The sequence below is a fragment of the Saccharopolyspora indica genome (assembly GCF_027853965.1).
GTDB classification, from domain to species: Bacteria; Actinomycetota; Actinomycetes; order Mycobacteriales; family Pseudonocardiaceae; genus Saccharopolyspora; species Saccharopolyspora indica.
The window spans coordinates 67,260-92,598 of sequence record NZ_JAQGLB010000007.1; the positions used below are offsets into that span (position 1 = coordinate 67,260).

Genomic DNA, 25,339 nt, shown 5'->3' on the forward strand with positions numbered 1-25,339 from the left:
ATATCTATTTACCCATGATCCGAAGCGCCGCGCGATCGCAGCCCGCTCCGCCCACCGCACGTCGGTGGTTCGTCCTGGGAGTCGCCCTGACCGGCACCTTCCTGGCGACGTTCGACCTGTTCGTGGTGAACATCGCCGTTCCGTCGCTGCGCGCGGACCTGCGCGCCGGCGACGCGGCGATCGAGCTCGTCGTGTCCGGCTACGCCTTCGCCTACGCGGCCGGGCTGGTGACCGGCGGGCGCCTCGGCGACCGGTTCGGCTACCGGCGGACGTTCGCGCTCGGCATGGCGGCCTTCGCGGTCGCCTCGCTGCTGTGCGGGATCGCGGCGACACCCGGCCAGCTCGTCGCCGCTCGACTGCTCCAGGGGCTCGCCGCCGCCGCGATGGTTCCGCAGGTGCTCTCGCTGATCACCGTGACGTTCCCCGCCGAGCACCGGGGCCGCGCCACCGCCTGGTACGGCGCGGTGAGCGGGATCGCCGCGCTGGCCGGGCAGATCCTCGGCGGGCTGCTGCTGACCTCCGGGCTCGGCTGGCGGATGATCTTCCTGATCAACGTCCCGTTCGGGCTGATCGCCGCGGCGCTGGCGGCGCGCCTGCTGCCCGCGGGCGGCGGCCGGATGGCGCGGTTCGACCCGGTCGGCGCGGTCGCGGTGTCGCTGACCCTGGCACTGGTGCTGGTGCCGCTGGCGCTCGGCCGCGAAGCCGGTTGGCCCTGGTGGACCTGGGTGTGCCTGGTCGCGGTCGTGCCGATCGGGCTGCTGACGACGCGCGCGCAGCTGGGCCTGGCGCGGCGCGGTGGCGAGCCGATCATCGACCCGCAGCTCTTCGGCAACCGGCGGTACCTCGCACTGCTCGCCGCGAGCGCCCTGTTCCAGCTCTACTTCGGGGCGCTGATGTTCACCCTGACCATGCTGCTGCAGGGCAAGCTCGGCAGCAGCCCGGTGACCGCGGCGCTGGTCTTCCTGCCGCAGGGCGTGCTCTTCACCGTCGGCTCGATGCTCGGCGGACGGCTGACGGCCCGGTACGGTGTCCGGGTGCTGCTGAGCGGCGGAGTCATGGCGATGGCCGGGCTGGTCGCGCTCGCCGGAGCGCTGGCGGCCACCGGCGGCGAACTGCCGAGCTGGTGGCTGGCGCCGCCGCTGGCGCTCGTCGGGCTGGGCAACGGTTTCCTGCTGCCCCCGATGATCGGCGCGGCCCTGGCCCAGGTGCGGCCGGACCAGGCCGGTGCGGCGTCCGGCACGTTCACGACCACCCAGCAGTTCGCGAACTCGCTCGGCGTCACCCTGCTCGGGACGCTCTTCTTCGCCCTGGCCGGGCCCCGGTTGGTCGCCGCCGACACCGCCATGGAGGTCGTGTGCGCGGTGTACGTCGTGCTCATCGCAGCCGTGCTGGCGCTCATCGGAGTTCGCCGCGGGAAGGGAGAAGCCTGATGCGCAAGGCCGTCGTCGTCGGTGGCGGGATCGGAGGCCTGGCCACCGCCGCCGCGCTGGTCCGGCAGGGCTGGCAGGTGGAGGTGCTGGAGCGGGCACCGGAGTTCGCCGAGGTCGGCGCGGGCATCTCGGTGTGGCCGAATGCGTTGCGCGCCCTGGACGTGCTGGGCCTGGGCGACGCGGTGCGCGAACGCTCGGTGCTGTCCGGGCAAGCGGGCTTCAAGGACTCCAGCGGGAATTGGCTCTCGCGCATGGACACCGCCGAGGTCGAGACGCGCTTCGGGCCGATGGTGATGCTGCACCGCGCCGAACTGCTCGACGTGCTGCGCGCCGCGGTCCCGCCGGATGCTCTGCGCAGCGGGATCGAGGTGCAGCGGGTGCGGGCGGACGGGACGGTCGTGCATTCCGCCGGGGAGTCCGGGGCCGATCTGGTCGTGGGTGCCGATGGGATCCGCAGCGCCGTTCGCACCTCGGTCTGGGGCAGTTCTCCCGCTCCGCGCTACGCCGGTTACGCCGCCTGGCGGATGATCACCGCGCCGGTCGAGATCGAGGACAGCGGCGAGTCCTGGGGACGCGGCGAGCGGTTCGGCTTCGCGGCGCTGCCGGACGGGCGGGTCTACTGCTTCGCGGTGGCCAACGCCCCGGAGGGCGCCGCTCGCACCGGATTGGCCGAGCTGGAGCGCAGGTTCGGATCGTGGCACGACCCGATCCCGGCTCTCCTCGCCGCCACGAGCGAGGACTCGGTGCTGCACCACGACCTGTACGAGATGCCGCCGCTGCGCTCCTACGTGGCGGGCCGGGTCGCGCTGGTCGGCGACGCGGCGCACGCGATGACGCCGAACCTCGGGCAAGGCGCCTGCCAGGCGCTGGAAGACGCGGTCGTCCTCGCGGAAACCGCGACCAGCGGCGATCTTCCGGCCTACGACCGGCAGCGCCGCCCTCGCACGCAGCAGATCGTGAAGCGGTCCCGGCAGATCGGCGCGATCGCGCAGTGGTCGTCGCGCCCCGCCGTGTCGCTGCGCAACACGGCCCTGCGCTTGGCCCCGAGCTCGGCCGCCCTCCGCTCGCTGGAGCCGGTCCTCGACTGGCGCCGGTGAGCCCTGTGCGGGCAGACGACGCGGCGCGCGCTTCACACTGACCAGCGCAGCCCCGGCGGCCGGGCACGCGGGGCCGTGGTCAATTTCGTACGAAATTGACCGTCACCCGGGTGAACGTCAATTTCGCGCGAAATTGACCGTCACCTCGGCGGATCCGGCGGGACGGAGGCTCGATCGGCGTAACCGAGGCGCTGCCCGGCGCGCCGCCTGCGGCGGCGTCGAGTGCCCGGGCACCTCACTGGTGACGGCCGTGAGTGGTTTGGGGCGTTATAGCGCCCCGAAGCACTCACGGTTCCTGTGAAGACGGAGCCTGCGCGGGGCCGCCGCTACTGGCCGAGGAGTTGGCGGAGGCGGTTCAGGAGGTCTTCCCTGCTCGCCGCGCCCAGGCGCTGCTTGATGCGGCTGATGTGGTGCTCCACCGTTTTCGCCGAGATGAACAGGCGCTTGCCCACCTGCTTGTAGGTCAGGCCCGCCAGGACCAGCTCCGCGACTTCCTTCTCCCGCTCGCTGAGCATTCCGCTCTCGTCGTCGCCGCGCACCGCTCGCGGGCGCGGTGGCTTGCCCTGCAGCGCCCGGGCGCATTCCAGCAGCGCCAGCATCGCGCGGCGGTCCGCGGTCCGGATCGCCGCTTGGCCCGCCAGCCTCGCTCCGTCCCAGGCGAGCCCGGCCGCGTGGAGGGCTCGGGCGGTTCTTTCCGCTTCATCCTGGTCCACCTGGCCGGCGAGGATTCCCAGCCACACCCGGGCCGCTTCGGCCATCGCCGCCGCCAGCGGGTTGTGGTGGGCCATGCCGGCGAGCTCCACCGCCCGCTGCTGGGCGGTGTCCAGCTCGTCGAGGACGATCGACGCCTGGAGGCGCTTCCAGGTCAGCATCGACGTCCACAGCGGCGGGTTTCCCAGGCGGTCGAGCAGGGCCAGCGCTTCGGTCAGGTAGGGCTCGATCCAGTCCTGGTCGCGCAGCCGGGCTGCGGCGATCAGCAGTTCGCCCAGCGGGAGCAGGGCGAACAGGTCCACCGAGTGCTCCGCGACGACCTGGCGGGCTTGGCCCCGGGCGGCCGCGAGCGCTGCCATGTCGTTGTCGCGACTGGCGATTCCGGCTTCGAGCGCCGTGGCCACCAGGCGGTCGCGGGCCGTCATCTCGCCCGCCGGGAGCTTCGCGCGCGCGGCCACCGTGTCGCCTCGCACCAGCGGCAGCCACGCCGCCAGCAGGCGGTGCCGGTGCTGCAGCAGCGGGCCTCCGGTGCCGGCGTCGATCGCTCGGTCCAATGTGGACTTCGCGACGTCCAGCTCACCGCAGTGCAGGGCGACCAGCGCGGCCACCGAAGCAGGCGAGTCGGGCAGCAGGACGCCGCGCCCCACCGGTTCCGACAGCGACGCCGAGCGCACCAGCGTGGACAGCGCGATGGAGGCCGATCCGGTGACGGATTCCCGCACCCCAGCGGCCAGTTGCGCGGCGGCGCCGGTCATCGACGTCGGCGGGCCCGCGTCGTCGGAGGAGCTCAGCAGCTCGTCGGCATCGGCCAGCCTGCCGGATCCGATCAGGCCGACGGCCGCGAAGGCCCGGTCGCCCGGCCACCGCAGCCGTCCGACCGACCAGCGGCACATCTCCGCCGACCGCTCCAGCAGTCCGCGCTGGGCCAGCACGCTCGCCGCGACCTGCACGCCGAGCTCCCGGTCCGGCACCGCCGCGTCGACGATCACCTGATCGGCCAGCCGCAGCGCTTCGTCCAGCTCCCCCGCCACGGCCGCGGCCCGCGCACGCCGAGCGGCGACCGACGTGGCCGGAGCACCCGCCGACACCGCCGCGTCGAACAAGCGCGGTGCCAGCTTCGGCGCATCCAGCATCGCCTCTTCACCGGCCTGCTCGAACGCCTTGGCCAGCGTCGCTTCCGGGAGCAGCGCTATCTCGGCGCCGAGCAGCGGGCTGACCAGCGGCAGCACCGGGCCACCTCGGGCCAGCTGGGTCTCGACCAGGCGGCGGGTCACCTGGAGCCGTCGCTCCCACGGCGTCAACCGCAGCACGGCCTCGCGCACGATCGGCAGCAGCACGTCGTTCGCCGCCACCAGCCCGCCGGAGCGCACCGCCAGCAGCGCGGCGCCGACCGCGGCGGCGTCCAGGTCGAGCAGCGCCGCGAGCAGGTCCGGGTGCGGCGTCGCGCCGACGGCCATCGCCGTCACGCACGCCTGCCCGGCCTCGCCGAGCTGGTCCAGGTCGTGCTGGAACTGGTCGAGCGCCCGCGCGGACAGCTGCATGACGCCCGGTTCCACGGTGCCCAGCACGCGGCTCACGTAGCGGGGGACGCCGCCGGTCTGCGCGTGCAGCCAGCGGATCCAGTCCGCGGAGGCGGTTCCGACCTGGACCGCCAGCTCTTCCGGGCTGAGCGCGGAGAGCAGCACCGGCGCACCGAGCTCACCGATCAGCTCGCCCAGCGCATCGGGCCGCGGGCCCGGCCGGTAGGCGACCAGCAGGCGGGCTCCCGGCTGCCGGGCGAGCTCGACCAGCCGGGCCAGCGCGGGCTCGTCGAGGCGGTGCGCGTCGTCGACCAGCACCGCGCCCTCGTCCGCGCGGTCCAGGTCGGCAGCGCCGAGCACCGGGACACCGGCGGCTCGGTAGGCCTGCGCCAGCTCGGTCAGCAGCGCGGTCTTGCCGTAGCCGCCGGGGCCTTGGACACCTGCGGTGATGGGTGCGGACGGGGCGGTGGCGACCGCCGACCGGAGCCCGGTCGCGTGCCCGTCGAGCAGGGAGGTCGTCGAGTGGTTCACGCCTGCCGTCCTTGTCGGCCCGTCATCGGCTCATCAGCTGGAGGAGGCCCAGCATTCCGCCGCCGCTGGAGGAACTCGGCCAGAGGAAGGTGAGCAGCAGGCCGACGATCACCAGCACAGCGGCCGCGGACAGCTTAATGATCTTGATCCGCCGCGCGCGATCCTCATCGGGGGGCTCCAGCGGCAGCGGCTCCACGTCGATCGGCGGCCGCGGCGCGTCCGGGATCTCCGGTTCCTCCTCCTCGAAGTCCGAGCCCTCGATGCGCACCAGCACGCTGGTCTCGGAGATCGACCCCTCGTCGCCGTCGGTCGAGAGCAGCTGCACCGCGGCCGATGCCGCCCCGCAGGCCGCCGCCAGCTCCGGCGAGACGTCGACCTGCGGTGGCACCTTCAGCCGCTCGGCGACCAGCTGCTTGAGCAGCGGAACCCGCGCCGTGCCACCGGCCAGCACCACCGCGTCGAGGTCGTCCGGGGTCAGCGTCGCCGACTGCACCGCCTGCAGGACCAGCTCCGGCACGCGTTCCAGGTGCGGGCGGGCGAGCTGCTCGTAGCGGGATCGCGACATTGCGAATTCGGTTCGCACACCGGGCAATTCCACCCGGATCTGCGCACTTGCCTGCTGCGACAGCGCTTCCTTCGCGCGGACGCACTCGGCGCGCAGGTGCGCCAGCGCGGCCCGCTGGTTCAGGTCGGCGAGGTCCAGGGCCTCCAGCTGCTCGCCGAACTCCGCGCGCACCGCGGCGAAGATCTCGTCGTCCAGGTCCTGGCCGCTGGGGTGGTCGGCGGTCAGCGGGGAGCCCACCACCTCGAAGCCGCGCTGCCTGCGGCGCAGCACCGTGGCGTCCATCCCGCTGCCGCCGATGTTGGCCACCGCGATCGGCTCGTGCTCGGCAACGCGCTGCTTGCCCGCGTAGTCCAGGGCCACCGCCAGCGGTTCCGGCACCATCGTGACCTCGTTCAGCCCGAGCTGCGCCAAGGCCTGCTGCACCAGCCGGATCCGGTGCGGGCCCCAGGTGGCGCTGTGCGCGATCGCGATGTGCTCGGCCGGGTGCCCCTGCCTGCCCGCCACCACGTCGGCGACCCACTCGACCATGGCCGCCACCAGGCGCTGGGCGGGGACGAACTCGCTGCCGACCAGCAGCGGCAGGTCGTCGCCGAGGCGCGCGGTGAAGCCGCGCACCACCCACTCGTGGTGGGCGATCTCCTGGCGCTGGGCGGCCTCCCCCGCCACGAACGAACCGTCCTGCACCTTGCACAGCACGGTCGGCACCACCGGCCCGGCGGCCAGCGGCACCGGTGCCGCCGCGGCCCACCTGCTGCCATCGCGGCGGGCGATGGCGGCCGTGGTGGCCGTCGCACCCAGATGAACGCCCAGGACGTAAGGCATGCAATCCCTTCGTGTCACCGGTCGGCCACCATCGGGCGATACCGGTGGCGGCGCGGGGTGGACACAATTTAGCGCGCGCTCGGTTACACAGAGGTATCAGATTCCCCACTCGATCCCCTAACGGACCACCTAGCGGATCCCCTAATAGAGATCTGAGTAACTAGGAGTCGTACCCGATGGCCTGGGGGCTCTCACCCCATAGCGTGATCGCCACAGGGGTGAGGACCCGCGCGACCTCACTCGGAAACCCCAGCCGAGAACCGCTGAGCACATCGGGAGGCCCAACGATGATGAACCCTCAGCACGCGACCGGTCGGGCCGAGTCCTCCACTCCAGACCCCGGGACGCACTCCGCCGGCCTTCCGGAAGAGCCGACGCTGTACGAGTTCCTCACGCGCCTCGTCAGCGACCCGGCCGCCCGGTCGGCCTTCGACACCGATCCGCAAGCCACGCTGGATCAGGCCGGACTCGGGGGAATGAGCGCGACGGACGTACTGCACGCATCGTCGCTCGTCCTCGACTACGCGCCGGTCGAGGTGGTGACGGAATACGGGCGCTCACTCCAGAGCAGCGTCGAGAAGTTCGCTGCGAGCTCCCAGGCCGTCGCGTTCAACCAACTGCATCCCGCACATCCACTAGATCAGGAAGAGCAGAGCATGCTGCAGAACACCCCCGCCCAGTCCGACGACTTCGGCAAGGACAGCGACGTCGACGCCACCCTGCCGGCTCCGGCCCCGGCTCCGTCGAACAACACCGACGTGGACGTCGACATCGAGCAGACCGACTCGCACAACCTGATCAGCATCCACCACGTGCTGAGCGACAACAGCGTCGGCAACGACAACATCATCGGCTCCGTGGTGGGCAACACCGTCGGCCAGGTCGGCGACAGCCTCGACCTCGGCGACGTCACCAACGTGGTCGGCAACACCGTCACCGAGGTCAACTCGACCGCCACCCACGTCTTCGACACCAGCGTCGACCTGACCGCCGGTGCGGGCTCCCTGGTCTACGGCGACGTGACCAACGTGGTCGGCAACACCATCAGCGGCGACACCCTGAACGTCGTCGGCGACCTCAACGTCGGCAACGTGCTGGGCAACGTCACCAACGGCGACGTGACCGAGATCGTCGCGAACGCCCCGGTCGTCGGCGACGTGGTCGCCAACGTCGGCAACACCGTCACCAACGTGCCGGTCGTGGGCGACGTCGTGAACAACGTCGCCAGCGGCGACATCTCCAGCGTGACCGGCGTCGTCGGTGACGTGACCAGCGTTGCGGGCGACCTGCCGGTCGTCGGCGACGTGGCCGGTGTGGCCGGCGGCGTCGTGGGCGAGGTCCCGGTCGTGGGCGACGTGCTGGGCGGCGTCACCAGCGGCGACGTCAGCATCCTGCCGGTCGACGACGTGACCGCCGCGGTTCCGGCCGCCCCGGTCGAGACCGTCACCGAGACCGTCGGCAGCCTGCCGGTCGTCGGCGAGGTCGCCGACACCGCCACCTCGGCCCTGCCGCTGGACCTGGACGGCCTGCTCTGAACGCAGTGAGCGACTGAATGCCGGGATCCGCCGCACGCGGATCCCGGCATTTCGCGCATTTCCGCAGTATTTCGACGACAGCGGGCGATCGAAACCGTGTGAGTTCAGCCGTTCGGGTTTATCTCTCCGCGATGTCAGGCCACAATCGACGCCGTGATCGAGACGGCGTTGGTGGAACTGATCGATCGCGCGACTGCGGAATGCGCCGAGCAGCAGCGCGCGGATCTGCACAACCGCCTGCGCCAAATCCGGACCAGGGTGCTCGACCCGACGCAGCTGGTGCTGGTCGTCGGCGAATCGAAGCAGGGCAAGAGCGCGCTGGTCAACGCGATAGTGAACGCCCCGGTGTGCGCTTCCGGCGACGACGTCACCACCGTCGTGCCGACCCTCGTGCGCTACGCCGACGAACCGACCGCGCTGCTCATCGAGCACGAGCCCCGGCAGGGCCCGGCCGCGCTGGACCGGATGCCGGTGCCCGTCGAGCGGGTCCGCGAGCACCTGGACCGCGCCCTCGCGCTCGGCCGACCGGTCACCAGGGGCGAAGTGGGCATACCGCGCGCCGTGCTGCAGAACGGGCTCGCGCTGATGGACACCCCCGGCGTCGGCAGCGTGTCCTCCTCGCTGACCGCCACCACGCTGACCGTGGTCGCCGAAGCCGATGCCCTGCTGATGGTCTCCGACGCCACCCAGGAGCTGACCACCAACGAGCTCTCGTTCCTCAAGCAGGCCACCGCGCTGTGCCCGAACATCGCGCTGGTGCTGCCGAAGATCGACCGCACGCCGCACTGGCGGAAAGTGCTGGAGACCAACCGCAAGCACCTGGAGAACGCCGGTATCGCGGCCAAGATCTTCCCGGTGTCGGCCAGCATCCGGATGCGCGCGATGCAGGCCAAGAACACCGCGCTGAACACCGAATCGGGCTTTCCGCCGCTGCTGGAATTCCTGCAGACCGAACTGGCGGGAAAGCACGAGCAATCCACCCGGCGCCTGGTCGCGCACAACGTTTCCGAAGCCCTCACCCAGGTCAACGACGCGCTGAAGGCCGAACTCGCCTCGCAGAACCCGCGCACCGCGGCGGAAACCCTGGTCGAGCTGGAAACCGCGCAGCGCCGCGCCGAAGACCTCCGCCGGGTCTCCAACCGCTGGCAGAAAGCGCTCAACGACGGCATCGCCGAGCTCTACGCCGACATCGAGTTCGACTTCCGCGAGCGCGCCTGGGCGATCCTGCACGAGGTCAACGAGATCTTCGAGGTCGCCGACCCGCTGAAGGTCTGGGACGAGTTCCGCGAATGGCTCACCGACCGGCTCACCGACGCGATCGTCGACACCTTCGAGTGGCTGGAGGCCCGGCAGGAGCAGCTGGCCGAGGTGGTCGCCGCGGAGATGCGCTCCGAGCACAGCGTGCACAGCCCCGAGCTTGACCGCATCCACCCGCCCTCCCCGATGGAGGAGGTGCCGGAGCCGAAGCTGCCGAGCCGCAGCGAGTACAAGCGGTTCGACCAGTTCCTCACCGGGCTGCGCGGCTCCTACGGCGGTGTGCTGATGTTCGGCATGATCACCTCCTTCGCGCTGGGCGGGCTGTTCAACGTGGTGTCGATCTCGGCGGGCGTGCTGCTGGGCATCAAGAGCCTCGACGAGGAGAAGGACTCGCGGCTGCGGCGCCGCCAGACCGAGGTGAAGAGCGCCGTCCAGCGCCACGTGGAGCAGGTCATCTTCCACGTGAACCGGGAGGCCAAGACCACCATCCGCACCGTGCACCGCGGCCTGCACACGCACTACATGCAGATCACCGAGGACGCGCAGTCGGAGATCAGCCGGGCCATCCAGGAGATCAAGCGCTCCGCCGAGCGCAGCGCGGTGGACCGCGACCAGCGGGCCCGGGAGATCCGGCAGAAGATGGAAGACCTCACCTCGCTGCGCCGCCGGGTCGCCGTGCTCACCCAGAACCGGATCACCGCGGCATGACCGGCGAAGCCCTGCTCGACCGCGCCCGCGCGCTGCTGATCCGCACGATGACCTTCTACCGCGACGACCCGCGCACCTCCACCTGGTTGCGCGGCCGGCTGGAACGGCTCGACCAGCCGCTGCGCATCGCGGTCAGCGGCCGGGTCAAGGCGGGCAAGTCGACGCTGATCAACGCGCTGGTCGGCGCCGAGCTCGCACCGACCGACGCCGAGGAGCGCACCCAGGTCAGCACCTTCTACCAGTACGGCCCCGAGCCGAAGATCCTGGTGCACACGCCGCAGGGCACCGTACAGAACGTTCCGGTGTCCACATTGGACGCTGGAACCATCCGCGACCTGCAGCACTGGCGGCCGGACGAGGTGTCGCGGCTGGTCATCGAATCGCCCACGCCCGGACTGCAGGCCATCACGCTGATCGAAACGCCGGGCGTGGCTTCGGCGGCGGTGCAGGAGACCGGGCGATCGGCGCTGGCGCAGATCCTGTCCGAAGCCGACGCCGTGCTGTACCTGACGCGCTACCCGCGGCAGACCGACCTGCAGTTCCTCCAGTCGGTCAACGAGCTGCAAACCGCCCGCAGCGTCCCGATCAGCACCATCGTCGCGTTCTCCCGCGCCGACGAGACGGGCAGCGGCGGGCCGGACGGGTTGCAGGCCGCCGAGCGGATCGCCGAGAAGTTCCGGGGCGACCCGACGCTGCGCTCCTTCGCCCAGCACCTGATCCCGGTGGTCGGGCTCCTCGGGCAGGCGGTGGCGACGATGACCGACGAGGAGTTCACCGCGCTGGTCAACCTCGCCCGGTTGTCCCAGAACGACCTGGAAGCGCTGCTGCTGTCGGCGGACCGGTTCGTCAACAGCAAGATCGAATCGATCCCCGGGCCCATCCGGCAGCGGCTCTTCGAGCGGTTCGGGCAGTTCGGCCTGGGCCGCGCGCTGACGTTGCTGCGCAGCGGAGTCACGGAACCCAAGAAGCTGCGCGCGGCGCTGCTCGACGAGAGCGGCCTGAACTCGCTGCACGAGACCGTGCACCAGCAGTTCGTGGAACGCCAGGACGCGCTGCGAGCCCGATCTGCGCTGTTGGCCGTGGACATGGTGCTGCGCGCCAACCCGCGCCCCGGCGTGCAGCAGCTGCAGGGCGAGTTCGAGCGGATGCTGGCCAACGCGCACGAGTGGGACGAGCTGCGGCTGCTGTCGGCGCTGGATTCCGGCCAGGTGCGTTTCACGCGGCCGCTCCAGGCCGAGGCGAAGCGGCTGCTCGGCGCGTTCGGGAGCAGCCCGCAGGAACGGCTGGGCAGCGAGGACGCGGCGCTGGCCGAGGCGGCGGCCGCCGCGCTCGCCCGATGGCGGCAGCAGTCGGTGAACCCGTTGCACGATCGAATCCACCGCGACGCGGTGCGCACCGTTCTGCGCAGCTGCGAACGCCTGGTCGTCAACCAGGCCCACGCGCCCCAACGCCCGGCCCAGCCGCGCCCTTCGCAACAGCACCCCGTTCAGCAGCCCGCGCAGCACCAGACTGGGCAGCACCAGCAGCCTGCGCAGCACCAGCGCAGCCCTTCTGCGCATTCCTCCGAGGGCCAGCACCGATCTGGGCACCACCAGGTGGTGCAGCCCCAGCAGGTGGAGCAGCCGCGCCGCCGGCGCGCAGCGCACCAGGCCCCGCCCCAGCCCCCGCAAGATCCTCCTGGCGCGCATTCCCGCCCCTAGGTGTCCACAGTGGAACATCCAGGGTCTTTCGCGGTCTGGGAGGAGTTGTGGTGGACATCGTCCGGCGTGCGTACGACCACCCCGACGTGACCGCGCTCGTCGCGCGCCTGCAAGGCGAGTACACGCAGATCTACGGCGAGCCGGACGACTCTCCCGTCGACGCCGCTCAGTTCAGCCCGCCGAACGGAGTTTTCGGCGTCGGGTACGAGCGCGGAACCGCCGTGGCCATGGGAGGCTGGCGCCGACGCGACGACGGACGCGCCGAGCTCAAGCGCATGTACGTGCCCGACGAGCACCGCGGCAAGGGCTTCTCGCGGGCGATCCTCAGCTGGCTGGAGAACGCGGCCGCGGCCGACGGAGCTGCGGAAATGGTGCTGGAGACCAACCAGCGCCACCCGGCAGCGCTCGCCCTGTACCGATCGGCCGGGTACACCGCGGTCGAGGCGTTCGGCTACTACGCGGACGACCCGCTCACCGTCTACCTCGGCGTCTCGCTGCCCCGACGCGCCTGACCCGCGCTAGCCGTCGTCGAACGCGACGAGCACCTCGGAGAAGTCACCTTCGCGGAGCGCCTGCCTCGGGATGAGGAAGTGCAGCGAACCTCCTTCCGGGAACTCCCACCCGCCGATGTTGCTGGAGAGCCGGAGGAGGTGCGCGTACTCGCCCCGGCGGTCCGGCAGCGGATCGCCCGGCTGCACCGCGATCGGCCAGCCGAAGGCCTGGTCGAGGCCACCTCCCGGATACCGGTCGCCCAGGTGCTCCTCGGTGAACAGGTCGATCACCTGCTCCTCCGGGTCGCAGATGCTCGTCAGGTCGGGGCCCGGATCGAGCCCGAAGCCCTCGATGAGATCTTCCAGCGACGCGCCCCACCACACGTCGGGCAGGGCCAGGCCCGGTGCGGCGTGCAGCGGGACGCTCGCGAACGAAACACCCGGCGGCTCGACCTCGACCGCGCGCTCCGGATCCGCGGGAACGACCTCGCAGCGGTGGGAGCACTCGAGGCCGAAGAAGTTCAGCAGGCCAGGACGAACGGGCAGCTCGTCCTGGAGCCACGGCGCGAGCTCGGCCGTGTCGAGGACCGCGAACAGGAGGAGCGGGACGTCATCGGCATCGTGCGGCCACGGCGTTCCCGGTTCCAGCAGCGCCGGGCCGCCCGCCCTGCTGCGCCCTGCCGCCGGATGGGATTCGTCGGCCGGTCTGAGCTCGAACCCCGGCCTGGCCAGCGCGGCCAGCTGCGCCCCCAGGTGCTCCCCGAGCAGTTCGACGCACGTCTCCCTGATGTGGGCGGCTTCGCGTTCGCGGTGCATTGAGCGTCTTTCCAACCTCGTTTTGCGTAGCGGTGCGGGTTGCGGAACCTCAGCGCCCGCCTGGCTGCGGGATCCCGCTCTTATGTATGCCCAATACACGGCGAACGGGCTGTCCTCGCCAGGCGACCTCTGCGAACCCGCGGCGGTGCCGGTTGCGTAGGTGGGTTATGCGCCTGGCGGCGCATGCGACACCCCGCCGACGTTCGGCTTCCAGCCTCGCGGCTGCGGAACCACCAAGGTGAAAAACGCTCATTTCGACATCCCAGCAGAGAATTCCGGCGAACTCTCCGTTTTGCCGCAAGAGCACTTGCCAGCAGTCCCCCCGAATCTTCCCGTGAACCCGATCCGGCTCTCGTGCGGAGAACAGGATGTACGAGGACGGACGGCGAAGGGCAGCCATGGGTGCACCAGCGATCGACGGCGAATCAGAGGACGACGCTTCGATCATCGGGAGATCGGTGCGGGATCCCGACCGCTTCGCCGCGATATTCGACCGGCACGCGCCGTTGATCCACCGGTACCTCGCCCGTCGCGTCGGCGGGGACGTGGCCGAGGACCTGGTGGCCGAGACGTTCCTGACCGCGTTCCGCAAGCGGCAGCGCTACGACCTGGGCAGGGCAGACGCCAGGCCGTGGCTGTACGGGATCGCGACGAAGGTGGTCGGCCAGCACCGCCGTCAGGAAGAGCGCACCTACCGGTACCGCAACGCCATCGCCCCGGTGCCGGACGAGCTGGGCCACGCGGACCGGGTCGCCGCGCAGGTCAGCGCGCAGGCCATGGGGCCGCTGCTCGGCGCCGCGCTGGGGAAGCTGTCCCAGAAGGACCGCGACGTGCTGCTGCTCGTCGCCTGGGAAGACCTGTCCTACGAGGAAGTCGCGGCCGCACTGGGCATTCCGGTCGGCACCGTGCGGTCGCGCCTGAACCGGGCCCGCAAGAAGACCCGCGCCGTGCTCACCGCTGCGGGCAGCACCCCGAACCACCAGGAGGTCGTTCGCAATGGACGTTGACGAGATGAAGCTGATCAAGGAATTCAGCGGATCCGCCCCGCTCCCCGACCGGAACCAGCTCGTGCCCGCGCGCAACCGCCTGATCGTCGCCGCAGCCGAGGAGCGCACCGGTTCAGCGCCCGCGATGCGGAGCCGGGGACGACGTTGGGCCTGGTCGACCGGGCTGACCGTCGGCCTCGCCGCGGCGATCTCCGGCGTGCTGGTCCTCACCCCGGCGGGCGAAGTCGGCGGCGGGGCCCCGGTCGCGAACGCCGAGGCGGCGCAGGTGCTGCGAAGCGCGGCTGACGCGGCGCTGAAGCTCCCCGACGCCGCACCCCGGCCCGACCAGTTCGTCTACTTGCGGTCCGAGACCCCCGACGGCCCTCGCGAAGCCTGGCTGTCGGCCGACGGAACGCGCGAGGGCGTCTACGTGCAGGGCGGTGAGAACCCCGGAACAGTGCCCGCCTGCCAGGGCTCGACGTACCAGGATTCGATCGGCACCCCCCAGGAAGCCGGGAACTGCACTCCGGAGGCCGGCTACCGGCCGGGGCTGCCGACCGAGGCGGACGCGATGCTGGAATACCTGAAGAATCCCGAGAACGCCAAGGATCCCAACGTCGTCTCGTCCATCCGGCGCCTGGCCACCGAGTCGTACATGCGCCCGGAATCGCGCGCGGCGCTCTTCGAGGCCGCCGCCGAGATTCCCGGCATCACGGTGGTCCCGGACGCGAAGGACCCGAGTGGACGGTCCGGCATCGGCATCTCCTTCCCCAGCCCGGACGGCACCCCGCAGCTGCTGATCTTCGATCCCACCAGCTACGCCTTCCTCGGCACGGAGAACTACGCCCAGCTGGAAGTCGCGTTCACCGACCAGCCCGGGCACCGCCCCTGATCAGCCCGACGCCCGCCGGAAGAGGTTCCGGAAGACGCGAAGGCCGTGGCGCCCCGGCCCTTCGCAGCTGGTTCCCGCACTGGCGGGAACGGCCGAAGGTCCTGGGAGTCGGGAGCTCCCAGGACCTTCGCGCGTGGTCGTGGTCCGTCAGCCCTGGACCTTGGCGGCGATCTTGTCGCCGGTGTCCTTGTCGACGCTGCGCCAGTACTCCAGCGCCCGCTCCAGGACCGGCTTGGTCACGCCTCCCGAGAGGTGACCGGCCACGTTGTCCACGAACCGCGCCCGCTCCTCGTCGTTGAAGACGTTGCGCACCATCGCACCCGGCTGGCCGAAGTCGTCGTCCTCGGCGTGCAGCCGGTACGCCGAGCGGATCACCTCGTGCTCGATCCCGGTGGCCGAGTCGTCGACGCCGTAGGCCGGATCGGCGCGCGGGCCGTCGTAGGAGTTGGGCACGTACACCGGGTCCTGCCCGATGCTGTACCGCATCGCGCCGTCCTTGGAGTAGCTGTTCACCGGCGCGATCGGCCGGTTGACCGGCAGGTCGTTGTAGTTGGTGCCGATCCGGTAGCGGTGCGTGTCCGGGTAGGCGAACAGCCTGCCCTGCAGCATCTTGTCCGGCGAGGCGCCCACACCGGGCACCATGTTCGACGGTTCGAACGCGGCCTGCTCGATCTGCGCGAAGTAGTTGTCCGGGTTGCGGTTCAGCACGAACCGCCCGACCTCGATCAGCGGGTAGTCGGCGTGCGGCCACACCTTGGTCAGGTCGAACGGGTTGAACCGGTAGTCCGCGGCGTCCTCGAACGGCATGACCTGGACGTAGCAGGTCCAGCTCGGCTGCTCGCCCGACTTGATCGCGGTCCACAGGTCGCGGATGTGGTGGTCGGCGTCCTCACCGGCCATCCGGTCCGCCTCGGCCTGGGTCAGGAAGTCGTGCCCCTGGTCGGTCTTGAAGTGGTACTTCACCCAGAACTTCTCGCCCGCCCCGTTGATCCACGAGTAGGTGTGCGAGCCGTACATGTTCATGTTGCGCCAGGTGCGCGGGATGCCGCGGTCGCCCATCAGGTAGGTCACCTGGTGGGCTGATTCCGGGCAGCGGCTCCAGAAGTCCCACTGCATGTCGTTGTCGCGCAGGTGGTTGTCGGCGCGGCGCTTCTGCGAGTGGATGAAGTCCGGGAACTTGATCGCGTCGCGGATGAAGAACACCGGGGTGTTGTTGCCGACGAGGTCGTAGTTGCCCTCGTCGGTGTAGAACTTCATCGCGGTGCCGCGCGGGTCCCGCCAGGTGTCCGGCGAGCCCAGCTCACCGGCCACCGTGGAGAACCGCACCAGCGTCTCGGTCTTCGCCCGCGGCTGGAACACCGCGGCTCTGGTGAACTGGCTGACGTCCTCGGTGACCTCGAAGAACCCGAACGCCCCGCCGCCCTTGGCGTGCACCACGCGCTCGGGCACCCGCTCGCGGTTGAACTGCGCGTTCTTCTCGATCAGGTAGTGGTCCTGCAGCAGGACCGGGCCGTTCGGGCCGGCGGTCAGCGAGTGGTCGTCGCTGGCCACCCGGATGCCTGCGTTGGTCGTCGTGGGTCGTGCCGAACTCACGATCGTCCTCCTCGTGGTGGTGGCTGAGGCCCTCCGGGCCTACCGAGGACCGGCAGTCGGGGCAGCGCGCCACCACGCGGGACGAGTCCGGAAACCGTCCTACAGCGGCAGGTCGCGCAGGGTTTCGTAGATCCGCTCGACCACCGCTCGGCGACGCGCCATCAAACGCGCGGCCGCCGCGTCGGGCGTGGCCCGTCCTTCCGGCACGACCAGTTCGGCGGCGCGCTCCAGTGAATCGAACTCACCCAGGGCCCGCCACCCGAGCAGCACCGCGCCGAGCCCGGAGCCGCCGCTGCCCTCCGCGAGGTCCAGGTCGATGTCGAGCGCCGCCGCGATGGCGTCCGCCCAGACCCGGCTCCGGAAGCCACCGCCGGTGGCCCGCACCGCGCGGACCTCGGCACCGGAGTCGCGCACCGCGTCGAGCACCAGCGCGAGCTGCTGCGCCACGCCTTCGACGACCGCGCGGGTCATCTCGGCGCGACCGTGCGACCGCCGCAGCCCCAGGAACGAGCCGGTCAGGCCCGGTTCCCACCACGGCGCCCGCTCGCCGAGCAGGTACGGCAGGGCGATCAGCCCCTCCGCACCGGGCGGCACGGCCGCCGCTTCGTCGAGCAGCTCGGCCACGTCGACGCCGAACGCCTCAGATGCCCACTGCGCGGCGACCCCGCCGTTGCTCACGGCACCGCCGATCACCCACAGCCCGTCGGCCAGCGCGTAGCTGAACGTCCGGCAGCGCTCGTCGACGCCGGGCTTGTCCCGGGTCACGCGGAGCGCCCCGCTGGTGCCCAGCGAGAGCGCGGCCACGCCCGGCTGCACCGCACCGACGCCGAGGTTGGCCAGCGGACCGTCGCCACCGCCGAGCACGACCGGCAACCCCTCGGGCAGCCCGACGGCGTCGGCCACCTGCGAGGTCAGCGGCATGGTCGTCGTCGGCGAGTGGATCTCCGGCAGCTGCTCGGCGCGGACGCCCGCGACCTCCAGCGCCGGTTCGTGCCACTGCAACGTCGACATGCCCTGCAACCCGCTCCCGGAGCTCAGCGAGTACTCGGTGACGAGCTCCCCGACGAAGTCCGCGACCACGAAGTCCTTCAACGCGCACCAGCGCACCACGTCGTGGGTGAGGTCGGGCTGGCTCCCGGTCAGCCAGGCCAGCTTCACCATGACCGACTGCGTGTGGACCGGCGTGCCGGTCGCACGGTGCAGCGCCGAGGCGGCGTCGCGGTCGGACCGGATCCGCGCCGCGACGTCGGCCGCGCGGGTGTCCGCCCAGTTGAAGGCCGGTGTGGCCGGAGCACCGGACGAGTCCAGTCCGACCAGCGTGTGCATGGCGGTGCTGAACGACAGCCCGGCCACCTCGTGCCCGTGCTCCTTCGCCCAGGCCGCGCACTCGGCCAGCGCCTCGATCGCGGCGTCGCGCACCTGCACGGCGTCCTGCGTCGCCTCACCGGACTCGTCGGTCCGCAGCGGGTAACCGCGCTCGGTCTGGTGCAGCACCCGAGCGTCGGTGCCAGCCGCGACGACCTTCGTCGCCGTGGTGCCGAGATCGATGCCGAGGACAACCGGGGCAGGGCTCATGCCCCCAACCTATCCGCCGAACGCAGCAACGGATTCGCTCAGGGCACACCCCCGGACCGCCGATGCCCGAGCAACTCCAGGTCAAGGCACATCCGCACGAGCTCGGTCGACGTGAACCGACCACCACCCCGCCAGCCGATGCGGTAAACGTCACCCGCGAGCCGGTAGTCGGTGAGCGTCACCGATGGCTCCGGATCAACCTGCCAGTAGAGGGGTATCCCCGCCGTGGCGTACTCGCTGCACTTCGTCACGGTGTCGAGCGTTCTGGAACCTGGCACGCTCACCTCGACCACGCCGAGGAGATCCGACGCGGACGGCATCTGCATGTCCCGGTCGATCAACCTCGTCGGCACGATGGCCACATCCGGCACGCGAACGGTGGGCGGCCATCGTTCCTCCACGATGACTTCCATTCCGCATATCGGTTCCCATTCACCAGGCAGCACATCCTCCAGTTCAAAGGCCATCGAGTTCGCGACACGTTGGTGCCACGTACCGGGCCGAGGTGCGCCGGTCAGCACTCCTTCCTGCAGTTCGTAGTAGCGCGAGCGGTCTTCGGGGAGCGCCGCGAATTCGGTCAGGGTCAGCAGGTGGTCAGGCCACGCAATGGGTTTCATGGGTCCACTGTGGCGAATGGTTCGCGAGAGGTTCAAGGAGAATTAGAGATGAACACACGTTCGAATGAATCTTGAATCCGTTGCGCCGCAACGAAAAGGCGCCTCCCTCCCGCAGCCGGGAGGAAGGCGCCCTGTCGAGCCGGGGGCTTACTTCGCGAGGGTTTCGGCGATCTCGTAGGTGTTGAGCGCCGCGCCCTTGCGGAGGTTGTCACCGCAGACGAAGAAGTCCAGCGTGTTCGGGAAGTCCAGCGCCTGGCGGACGCGGCCCACGTAGGTCGGGTCCTCGCCGACCACGCCGGCCGGGGTCGGGAACACGCCGTTGTCGTGGTCGTCCTGCAGGACGATCGTCGGCTGCGCCTCGAACAGCCGGTGCGCCTGCTCCACGGTCACCTCGCGCTCGAAGGTGGCGTGCACCGCCAGCGAGTGCGTGGTCACCACCGGCACCCGGACGCAGGTCGCGGAGACCTTCAGGTCCGGGATGCCCAGGATCTTGCGGGACTCGTTGCGGACCTTGAGCTCCTCGGAGGTCCAGCCGTCGTCCTTGCGCGAACCGGCCCACGGCACCACGTTCAGCGCCAGCGGAGCCTTGAACGGCGTCTCCGCGGGCAGCCCGGCCGCGGCCAGCGCCTCGGCCACGTCACCGGCGCGCTCCCCGACGCCCTTGCCCGCGACCGCGGCGATCTCCGCCTGCAGCCGGTCGATGCCTTCCTGACCAGCACCGGAAGCGGCCTGGTAGGAGGAGACGACCAGCTCGCGCAGGCCGAACTCGCGGTGCAGCGCACCCAGCGCCGCCATCATCGACAGCGTGGTGCAGTTCGGGTTGGCGATGATGCCCTTGGGCCGCTCGTTCGCCTGCTCCGCGTTGACCTCGGGCACCACCAGCGGCACCTCGGGGTCCATCCGGAACGCACCGGAGTTGTCCACCGCGATCGCGCCGCGCTCGGCCGCCACCGGCGCCCACTGCGCGGAGACCTCGTCCGGCACGTCGAACAGCGCGATGTCCACGCCGTCGAACGCCTCCGGCGCGAGCTCCACCACGGTGTGCTCCTGGCCGCGCACGGTGATCTTCTTGCCCGCCGACCGCGCGGAGGCGATCAACCGGATCTCGCCCCACGGCACGGAGTCGCGGTTGTTGATGATGTCGATCATCACGGTGCCGACCGCGCCGGTCGCACCCACGATTGCCAGCGTCGGTGCCATCAGCGACCACTCCCCGCGTAAACAACGGCCTCTTCATCGCCACCGAGCTCGAACGCGTCGTGCAGCGCGCGCACGGCGTCGTCGAGCTGGGTGTCCTGGATCAGCACCGAGATGCGGATCTCCGAGGTGTTGATGATGTCGATGTTCACCCCGGCGTTGGACAGCGCCTCGCAGAACGTCGCGGTGACGCCCGGGTGCGACCGCATCCCGGCGCCGACCAGCGAGACCTTGCCGACCTCGTCGTCGTAGACGACCTTGTAGAAGCCGACCTCCTCCTGGATCTTCTCCAGCTCGGCGACCGCCACCGCACCGTTGCTGCGGGCCACGGTGAAGGTGATGTCGGTGAGACCCGAGTCGGTGCTGGAGACGTTCTGCAGCACCATGTCGATGTCGATCTCGGCGTCGGCGACCACGCGGAAGATGCGGCCCGCGACGCCGGGGTTGTCGGGCACACCGCGCACGGTGACCTTCGCCTCGGACCGGTCGTGCGAGACGCCGGTGATCATGGCCTGTTCCACGGAAAGATCCTCCACTGAGCCGGACACGGTCGTACCGGGCTTGGGCGAGTAGGACGAGCGGACGTGCAGCGGGACGCCGTAGCGGCGCGCGTACTCCACCGCGCGCAGGTGCAGCACCTTCGCGCCGGTGGCCGCCATCTCCAGCATCTCCTCGTAGGTGATGTGCTCGAGGTGCTTGGCGTTGGGCACGATGCGCGGGTCGGCGGTGTAGATGCCGTCGACGTCGGTGTAGATCTCGCACACGTCGGCGTTCATGGCCGCGGCCACCGCGACCGCGGTGGTGTCCGAGCCGCCCCGGCCGAGCGTCGTGATGTCCTTGGTGTCCTGCGCCACACCCTGGAAGCCGGCGACCAGCACGACCTGGCCCTCCTCCAGCGCTTCCTGCACGCGCCCCGGGGTGACGTCGATGATCCGGGCGTTCTGGTGCGCCGAGGTGGTGATCACCCCGGCCTGCGACCCGGAGAACGAGCGGGCTTCCGCACCGAGCGACTCGATGGCCATCGCGACCAGCGCGTTGGAGATTCGCTCCCCGGCGGTCAGCAGCATGTCGAGTTCGCGCTCCGGTGGAGCTGGGTTGACCTGTTTGGCGAGGTCGAGCAGCTCGTCAGTGGTGTCTCCCATCGCCGAGCACACGACCACGACGTCGTTGCCCGCCTTGCGGGTCTCGACGATGCGTTCGGCGACCCGTTTGATGCGATCGGCACTCTCAAGCGAGGATCCGCCGTACTTCTGGACGACGAGCGCCACGTGAAACAAACCTCCTCGACCGCTGCGGTCGCCCCGGGCACGGGTTGTCCCCGCACTGACACCGGTGGACGAAGAGCGCCAACGCACCGCGGGCGCGCAGGTTGCCCCAGCGACCGAGCAGTCGACAGCGTCGGCCGCTACCGGCCGAAACGGCCTTCTACCAGGTCGCTCCGCTGCCGGACTAGCCTACCGAACCGACACCGCCCGACCCCAGCCCCAGCGGTCGCCACTACCCTGAGAGGCTCGATTGTCGACAAGCGCGGAGGACGGGGTTGCCCACCACTCCAGGTGCGATCGAGCCACCCACGGGAAGTCTCGGAAACAGCCCTGCTACCCAGCGGAAACACTCCGGATCCACGGCGCTGGACCGGCTGCTGGACGGCTCGCCGCAACGGCGTCGGCTGATCGTCGCCGTCGCGCCTGCTGTGGTTTACCTCGCAATCCGTCTGGTCGGCCTGCTGGTGCTCGCCTGGCTGTCCGCGGCCAACGACGAAGCGATCCTGGACAACCTGCGCGCCTGGGACGGGCAGTGGTACCTGGAGATCGCCCAGCACGGCTACGGCGGCGTGGATCCGAGCATGGTGGACGGCTTCGGCAACCGGTACCCGGAGACGCCGCTGGCCTTCTTCCCCGGCTACCCGCTGCTGATCATGGCGTTCTCGCTGATCCCGGGGGTCAGCGCGACCGGTGGCGCGATCACCGCGAGCCTGGCCTGCGGGGTGGCCGCGGCCTACGGGCTGGCGCGGCTGGGCCGCCGGATCGGCGGTTCCGAGGGCGTCGGGCTGCTGCTGGTGGTGCTGTTCGCGGCGGCACCGATGTCGGTGGTGCTGTCGATGGCCTACTCGGAGGCGCTGTTCTGCGCGCTGGCGATCTGGGCGCTGATCGGGGTCATCGAGCGGAACTGGCTGCTGGCCGGGCTGTGCTGCGCGGCGGCAGGCCTGGTGCGGCCGACCGCCGCGGCGCTGATCGGCGTGATCGGGCTCGCCGCGCTGATCGCCATCGTGCAGCGGAAGGACACCTGGCGGCCGTGGCTGGCGATGCTGCTGGCGCCGAGCGGGATGCTGCTCTACATCGGCTGGGTGGGGGTCCAGACCGGCAACCTGACCGGCTACTTCGCGCTCCAGCAGCGCGGCTGGTCGTCGCAGTTCGACGGCGGTGTCGCCACCGCGCAGTTCCTGCTGGAGTCGCTGACCACGGAGAAGTCGGTCTTCGAGACGTTCACGACGTGGGTCGTGCTGGCCGCGCTGGTGCTGATGGTGCTCTGCCTGCGGCAGCGGATGCCGTGGCCGCTGCTGCTGTTCGCCGCCGCGGTGCTGGTGCTGGACCTGGGCTCGGACGGCTTGATGTACTCGAAGGTGCGCCTGATGCTGCCGGCGTTCCCGCTGCTCATCCCGGTGGCGATCGGGTTGGCGCGGCGCCGGACGACCACGGCGGTGACGACCGCGGTGCTGCTGGTGTTCTTCGGCTCGTGGTTCGGCGCCTACTCGCTGACGGCCTGGCAGTACGCGATCTGAGCCTGCGGTGGACAGCGGCGGGCTCGGTCGACAGACTCGCGGGGCGACGACCTGGGAGGTGTCCCGTGACCGCTGAGGACTACACGGTCGAGGTTCCGGCGAGCAAGCCGGCGGAGACGTCCGTGCCGGTGCACCCGCTGCTGGCGGAGCGCTGGAGCCCGCGCGCGATGGACCCGTCGACGACGTTGAGCGACGAGCAGTTCACCGCGCTGTTCGAGGCGGCCCGGTGGGCGCCGTCGTGGGGCAACACCCAGCCCGCGCGCTACATCGCGGCGCGGCGCGGCGAGCCGGTCTTCGACCGCATCCACGGCACGCTGTCGCGCGGGAACAAGGGCTGGACCAGCAACGCCGCCGCGCTGGCGATCGGCGTGGCGCAGCTGATCGACGGGGACGGCGAGCCGCTGCCCTACGGCGAGTACGGGGTGGCGCTGGCGACGCAGAACCTGGTGCTGCAGGCCGTCGCCGAGGGCCTCCACGGACACCAGATGGCCGGGTTCGACCGGGACGCGGTGCGCGCGGAGTTCGGCGTCCCGGCCGAGTTCGAGCCGGTCGTGGCCGTCGCAGTAGGCGGCCTGGGGACGTTGGCGGGCATGCCCGAGCGGCTGCAGGAGAAGGAGCTCCGCCCGCGCATCCGCAAGCCCCTGGCGGAGCTGGTCTTCACCGACTGGGGACAGCCGCGGTTCTGACCGCCGTTTCTGCAGGTGGTGGGCCGTGAGTGCTTTGTGGGGTTATAGCACCACAAAACGCTCACGGCTTTTGACCAGCGCGGACCCAAGCGCTAGCGGTGGCCCAGGCGGCGCAGGGCGAGCAGGCCGCCGATGCCGGGGATGAGCGCGAGCCAGCGGGCTGCGGGCGGTGCCGGGATCAGGAACGTGGCCGCGATGGTGACCAGGTAGGCCATCCCGTGCAGTGGGCCGACCAGCGACGACACCCCGCCGATGTGCACCGTGAACAGGTTGATCAGCAGGAGTGCGAGAGAGGCGGCCTCGGCTGCCGCGGCGATCCGGAGGATGCGCACTCATGCTCCCGTGGTCGAGCCGGGGCGGACGATCATCAGGACGGTGACGATCGCCCAGAGCACGTTGAAGATGCCGGTGACCATCGCCAGCCGGCTCACCGTGCCGAGCATCTCGCGCGGCTTGTCGAGCAGTCGGCGCTGCGCGGGCAGGATCGCCAGCGCGAGGACGGCCGCGGCGATGGCGGTGAGCACGATCGACACGAGCAGCCAGGCGTCGGTCAGCACGCCGAGCTGGGCGCCGGTGGCGACGCCGAAGACCGGGACGGCGATCCCGAACACCGCGTAGACGCGGCAGATGCGGTGCAGCACCTCGGCGATCGCGGCGGAACGCTCCTGGTCATCGGCGGCTTGCCGGGCGAAGTTGGGGAACATCGAGGCGGCGACGGCGATCGGCCCGACCGCCAGGATCGCCGCGATCACGTGTATCGACAGCAGCAGCTTGGTCACGTTGGCCCCTCTCGGATCCATATGTTGCCTGCCAACATATACGCAGCCAATGCTCGATGTGTAGGCTCTCGACTCATGAGGGCTGATGCGGTGCGAGGGCATCTGGACGGGCTGCTGCTCGCGGTGCTCGAATCCGGCCCGCTGCACGGCTACGCGATCATCACCGCTGTGCAGCGCCGCAGCGGCGGTGCGCTGGCGCTGCGCACGGGCACGATCTACCCGGCGCTGAACCGGCTGGAGCGCCTCGGGTTCCTGCGCAGCACCTGGCAGTCCATCGGCGAGAGACGGCGGCGCTGCTACGAGCTCACCGACTCCGGTCGCCGCGGACTGGACACCGAGCGCAGCGCGTGGGACGAGTTCACCAGCGCGATCGGTTCGGTGCTCAACCCCGGGCGCGCCACATGAGCGATCCCGTCGAGCACTACGTCGCCGACCTGTCAGCAGCGCTGCGCGGACCGGCTCGGGCCAAGGCCCGGATGATCGACGAGATCCGCGACGGCCTCGCCGAGACCATCGCCGCCCACTCCGACCACGGCGTGCCGCACGATCAGGCCGTCGAGCGGGCGCTGCGCGAGTTCGGCACCGTCGACGAGCTCGTGCCGAGCTGCCAGCAGGAGCTGACCATCGCCCAGACCCGGGTCACCGCGGCCAAGCTCGTCATCGTCGTCGGGTTCCTGATCGCCTGCGGCCACGTGGTCTGGACGGTCGGCGGCTGGCAGCTCCCGGCAGCGGCGCAGATCATGATCGGCATCGCGGGGACGGCGGCGACGCTCGCGGCGACCGCGCTCGCCGCGACCGGGATCATGACCCGCTGGATGCCGGCGCCGGAGGGCCTGCCGACCTTGGTCGGCTGGGCGAGCAGCACGGCCAGCGTGGCGATGCCGTTCGCCGCGCTCGCGCTGGCCACGACCTCGCCGCTGGACAGCACCTGGCCGTCGATCGCGCTCACGGCGGTGGTCGCGGTGGGATCGCACGTGGTGCTGGCGGCATCGGCCCGCACCTGCCGGGAATGCGCCCGGCTTCCGGCCGAAGAACCCACCTGATCGCTC

At 70.8% G+C, this 25,339-nt stretch carries 22 protein-coding genes; 12 read left to right on the plus strand and 10 right to left on the minus strand.

Features of this window, described 5'->3' with window-relative positions; all coding sequences use genetic code 11:
• Positions 1 to 14 precede the first annotated feature (14 nt).
• Entirely contained in the window at positions 15 to 1,430 is a 1,416-nt protein-coding gene (locus OU416_RS17320) for an MFS transporter (protein WP_270928017.1), read from the plus strand.
• On the plus strand, positions 1,430 to 2,527 hold the full coding sequence (locus tag OU416_RS17325; protein WP_270928018.1) for an FAD-dependent monooxygenase: 1,098 nt from the start codon (positions 1,430 to 1,432) through the stop codon (positions 2,525 to 2,527). The genes OU416_RS17320 and OU416_RS17325 overlap by 1 nt, the downstream gene beginning before the upstream one ends.
• 326 nt (positions 2,528 to 2,853) lie before the next feature.
• Here OU416_RS17325 and OU416_RS17330 read toward each other — a convergent pair whose 3' ends face one another.
• Both OU416_RS17330 and OU416_RS17335 read right to left on the minus strand, forming a co-directional pair.
• Positions 2,854 to 5,289 carry a helix-turn-helix transcriptional regulator gene (locus OU416_RS17330; RefSeq protein WP_270928019.1) on the minus strand — a complete coding sequence of 812 codons (2,436 nt, stop codon included), beginning with the start codon at positions 5,287 to 5,289 and terminating at the stop codon, positions 2,854 to 2,856.
• A gap of 22 nt (positions 5,290 to 5,311) precedes the next feature.
• On the minus strand, positions 5,312 to 6,676 hold the full coding sequence (locus OU416_RS17335) for an Hsp70 family protein (protein WP_270928020.1): 1,365 nt from the start codon (positions 6,674 to 6,676) through the stop codon (positions 5,312 to 5,314).
• Positions 6,677 to 6,963: 287 nt separating this feature from the next.
• Here OU416_RS17335 and OU416_RS17340 point away from each other — a divergent pair, with 287 nt between their 5' ends.
• From OU416_RS17340 to OU416_RS17355, 4 genes are all read left to right on the plus strand, one after another.
• A complete protein-coding gene (locus OU416_RS17340; protein WP_270928021.1) occupies positions 6,964 to 8,211 on the plus strand; it encodes an IniB N-terminal domain-containing protein in 1,248 nt (415 codons plus the stop codon).
• A gap of 153 nt (positions 8,212 to 8,364) precedes the next feature.
• On the plus strand, positions 8,365 to 10,176 hold the full coding sequence (locus OU416_RS17345) for a dynamin family protein (protein WP_270928022.1): 1,812 nt from the start codon (positions 8,365 to 8,367) through the stop codon (positions 10,174 to 10,176).
• Positions 10,173 to 11,876, plus strand: a complete 1,704-nt coding sequence (locus OU416_RS17350; protein ID WP_270928023.1) for a dynamin family protein — start codon at positions 10,173 to 10,175, stop codon at positions 11,874 to 11,876. Before OU416_RS17345 ends, OU416_RS17350 begins: the two co-directional genes overlap by 4 nt.
• 50 nt (positions 11,877 to 11,926) lie before the next feature.
• Positions 11,927 to 12,388: a GNAT family N-acetyltransferase gene (locus OU416_RS17355; RefSeq protein WP_270928024.1), complete on the plus strand. Its 462-nt coding sequence runs from the start codon at positions 11,927 to 11,929 to the stop codon at positions 12,386 to 12,388.
• A gap of 6 nt (positions 12,389 to 12,394) precedes the next feature.
• Here the strand turns inward: OU416_RS17355 and OU416_RS17360 are convergent, their stop codons facing one another.
• Positions 12,395 to 13,183 (minus strand): DUF1963 domain-containing protein, encoded by a 789-nt coding sequence (locus OU416_RS17360; RefSeq protein WP_270928025.1) that lies wholly within the window; start codon positions 13,181 to 13,183, stop codon positions 12,395 to 12,397.
• A gap of 398 nt (positions 13,184 to 13,581) precedes the next feature.
• On the opposite strand from OU416_RS17360, the gene OU416_RS17365 reads away from it, so the two are divergent.
• Both OU416_RS17365 and OU416_RS17370 read left to right on the plus strand, forming a co-directional pair.
• Entirely contained in the window at positions 13,582 to 14,190 is a 609-nt protein-coding gene (locus OU416_RS17365; RefSeq protein WP_270928026.1) for an RNA polymerase sigma factor, read from the plus strand.
• Positions 14,180 to 15,061 carry a CU044_5270 family protein gene (locus tag OU416_RS17370; RefSeq protein WP_270928027.1) on the plus strand — a complete coding sequence of 294 codons (882 nt, stop codon included), beginning with the start codon at positions 14,180 to 14,182 and terminating at the stop codon, positions 15,059 to 15,061. The genes OU416_RS17365 and OU416_RS17370 overlap by 11 nt, the downstream gene beginning before the upstream one ends.
• Before the next feature lie 147 nt (positions 15,062 to 15,208).
• Here OU416_RS17370 and OU416_RS17375 read toward each other — a convergent pair whose 3' ends face one another.
• The 5 genes from OU416_RS17375 to OU416_RS17395 form a co-directional block, all read right to left on the minus strand.
• Positions 15,209 to 16,654 (minus strand): catalase, encoded by a 1,446-nt coding sequence (locus OU416_RS17375; protein ID WP_270928028.1) that lies wholly within the window; start codon positions 16,652 to 16,654, stop codon positions 15,209 to 15,211.
• Between the two features lie 99 nt (positions 16,655 to 16,753).
• The gene (locus OU416_RS17380) at positions 16,754 to 18,229 is read right to left on the minus strand and encodes a gluconokinase (RefSeq protein ID WP_270928029.1); all 1,476 of its coding nucleotides are present in this window, start codon (positions 18,227 to 18,229) and stop codon (positions 16,754 to 16,756) included.
• Between the two features lie 38 nt (positions 18,230 to 18,267).
• On the minus strand, positions 18,268 to 18,846 hold the full coding sequence (locus tag OU416_RS17385) for a Uma2 family endonuclease (protein ID WP_270928030.1): 579 nt from the start codon (positions 18,844 to 18,846) through the stop codon (positions 18,268 to 18,270).
• A gap of 147 nt (positions 18,847 to 18,993) precedes the next feature.
• The gene (locus tag OU416_RS17390) at positions 18,994 to 20,046 is read right to left on the minus strand and encodes an aspartate-semialdehyde dehydrogenase (RefSeq protein ID WP_270928031.1); all 1,053 of its coding nucleotides are present in this window, start codon (positions 20,044 to 20,046) and stop codon (positions 18,994 to 18,996) included.
• Positions 20,046 to 21,311, minus strand: a complete 1,266-nt coding sequence (locus tag OU416_RS17395; RefSeq protein ID WP_270928032.1) for an aspartate kinase — start codon at positions 21,309 to 21,311, stop codon at positions 20,046 to 20,048. Before OU416_RS17395 ends, OU416_RS17390 begins: the two co-directional genes overlap by 1 nt.
• 425 nt (positions 21,312 to 21,736) lie before the next feature.
• Here OU416_RS17395 and OU416_RS17400 point away from each other — a divergent pair, with 425 nt between their 5' ends.
• A complete protein-coding gene (locus OU416_RS17400) occupies positions 21,737 to 22,825 on the plus strand; it encodes a glycosyltransferase family protein (protein WP_270928033.1) in 1,089 nt (362 codons plus the stop codon).
• Positions 22,826 to 22,890: 65 nt separating this feature from the next.
• Entirely contained in the window at positions 22,891 to 23,511 is a 621-nt protein-coding gene (locus OU416_RS17405; RefSeq protein ID WP_270928034.1) for a nitroreductase family protein, read from the plus strand.
• A gap of 92 nt (positions 23,512 to 23,603) precedes the next feature.
• On the opposite strand, the gene OU416_RS17410 is transcribed toward OU416_RS17405, so the two are convergent.
• Both OU416_RS17410 and OU416_RS17415 read right to left on the minus strand, forming a co-directional pair.
• Positions 23,604 to 23,843, minus strand: coding sequence for a DUF3817 domain-containing protein (locus tag OU416_RS17410; protein WP_270928035.1), 240 nt, complete (start codon positions 23,841 to 23,843; stop codon positions 23,604 to 23,606).
• Positions 23,844 to 24,290 (minus strand): hypothetical protein, encoded by a 447-nt coding sequence (locus OU416_RS17415; RefSeq protein WP_270928036.1) that lies wholly within the window; start codon positions 24,288 to 24,290, stop codon positions 23,844 to 23,846.
• 75 nt (positions 24,291 to 24,365) lie between these two features.
• Here OU416_RS17415 and OU416_RS17420 point away from each other — a divergent pair, with 75 nt between their 5' ends.
• Both OU416_RS17420 and OU416_RS17425 read left to right on the plus strand, forming a co-directional pair.
• Complete coding sequence (locus tag OU416_RS17420) at positions 24,366 to 24,695, plus strand: helix-turn-helix transcriptional regulator (protein WP_270928037.1); 330 nt, start codon at positions 24,366 to 24,368, stop codon at positions 24,693 to 24,695.
• Positions 24,692 to 25,333 (plus strand): permease prefix domain 1-containing protein, encoded by a 642-nt coding sequence (locus OU416_RS17425; RefSeq protein ID WP_270928038.1) that lies wholly within the window; start codon positions 24,692 to 24,694, stop codon positions 25,331 to 25,333. The genes OU416_RS17420 and OU416_RS17425 overlap by 4 nt, the downstream gene beginning before the upstream one ends.
• Positions 25,334 to 25,339: the final 6 nt, after the last annotated feature.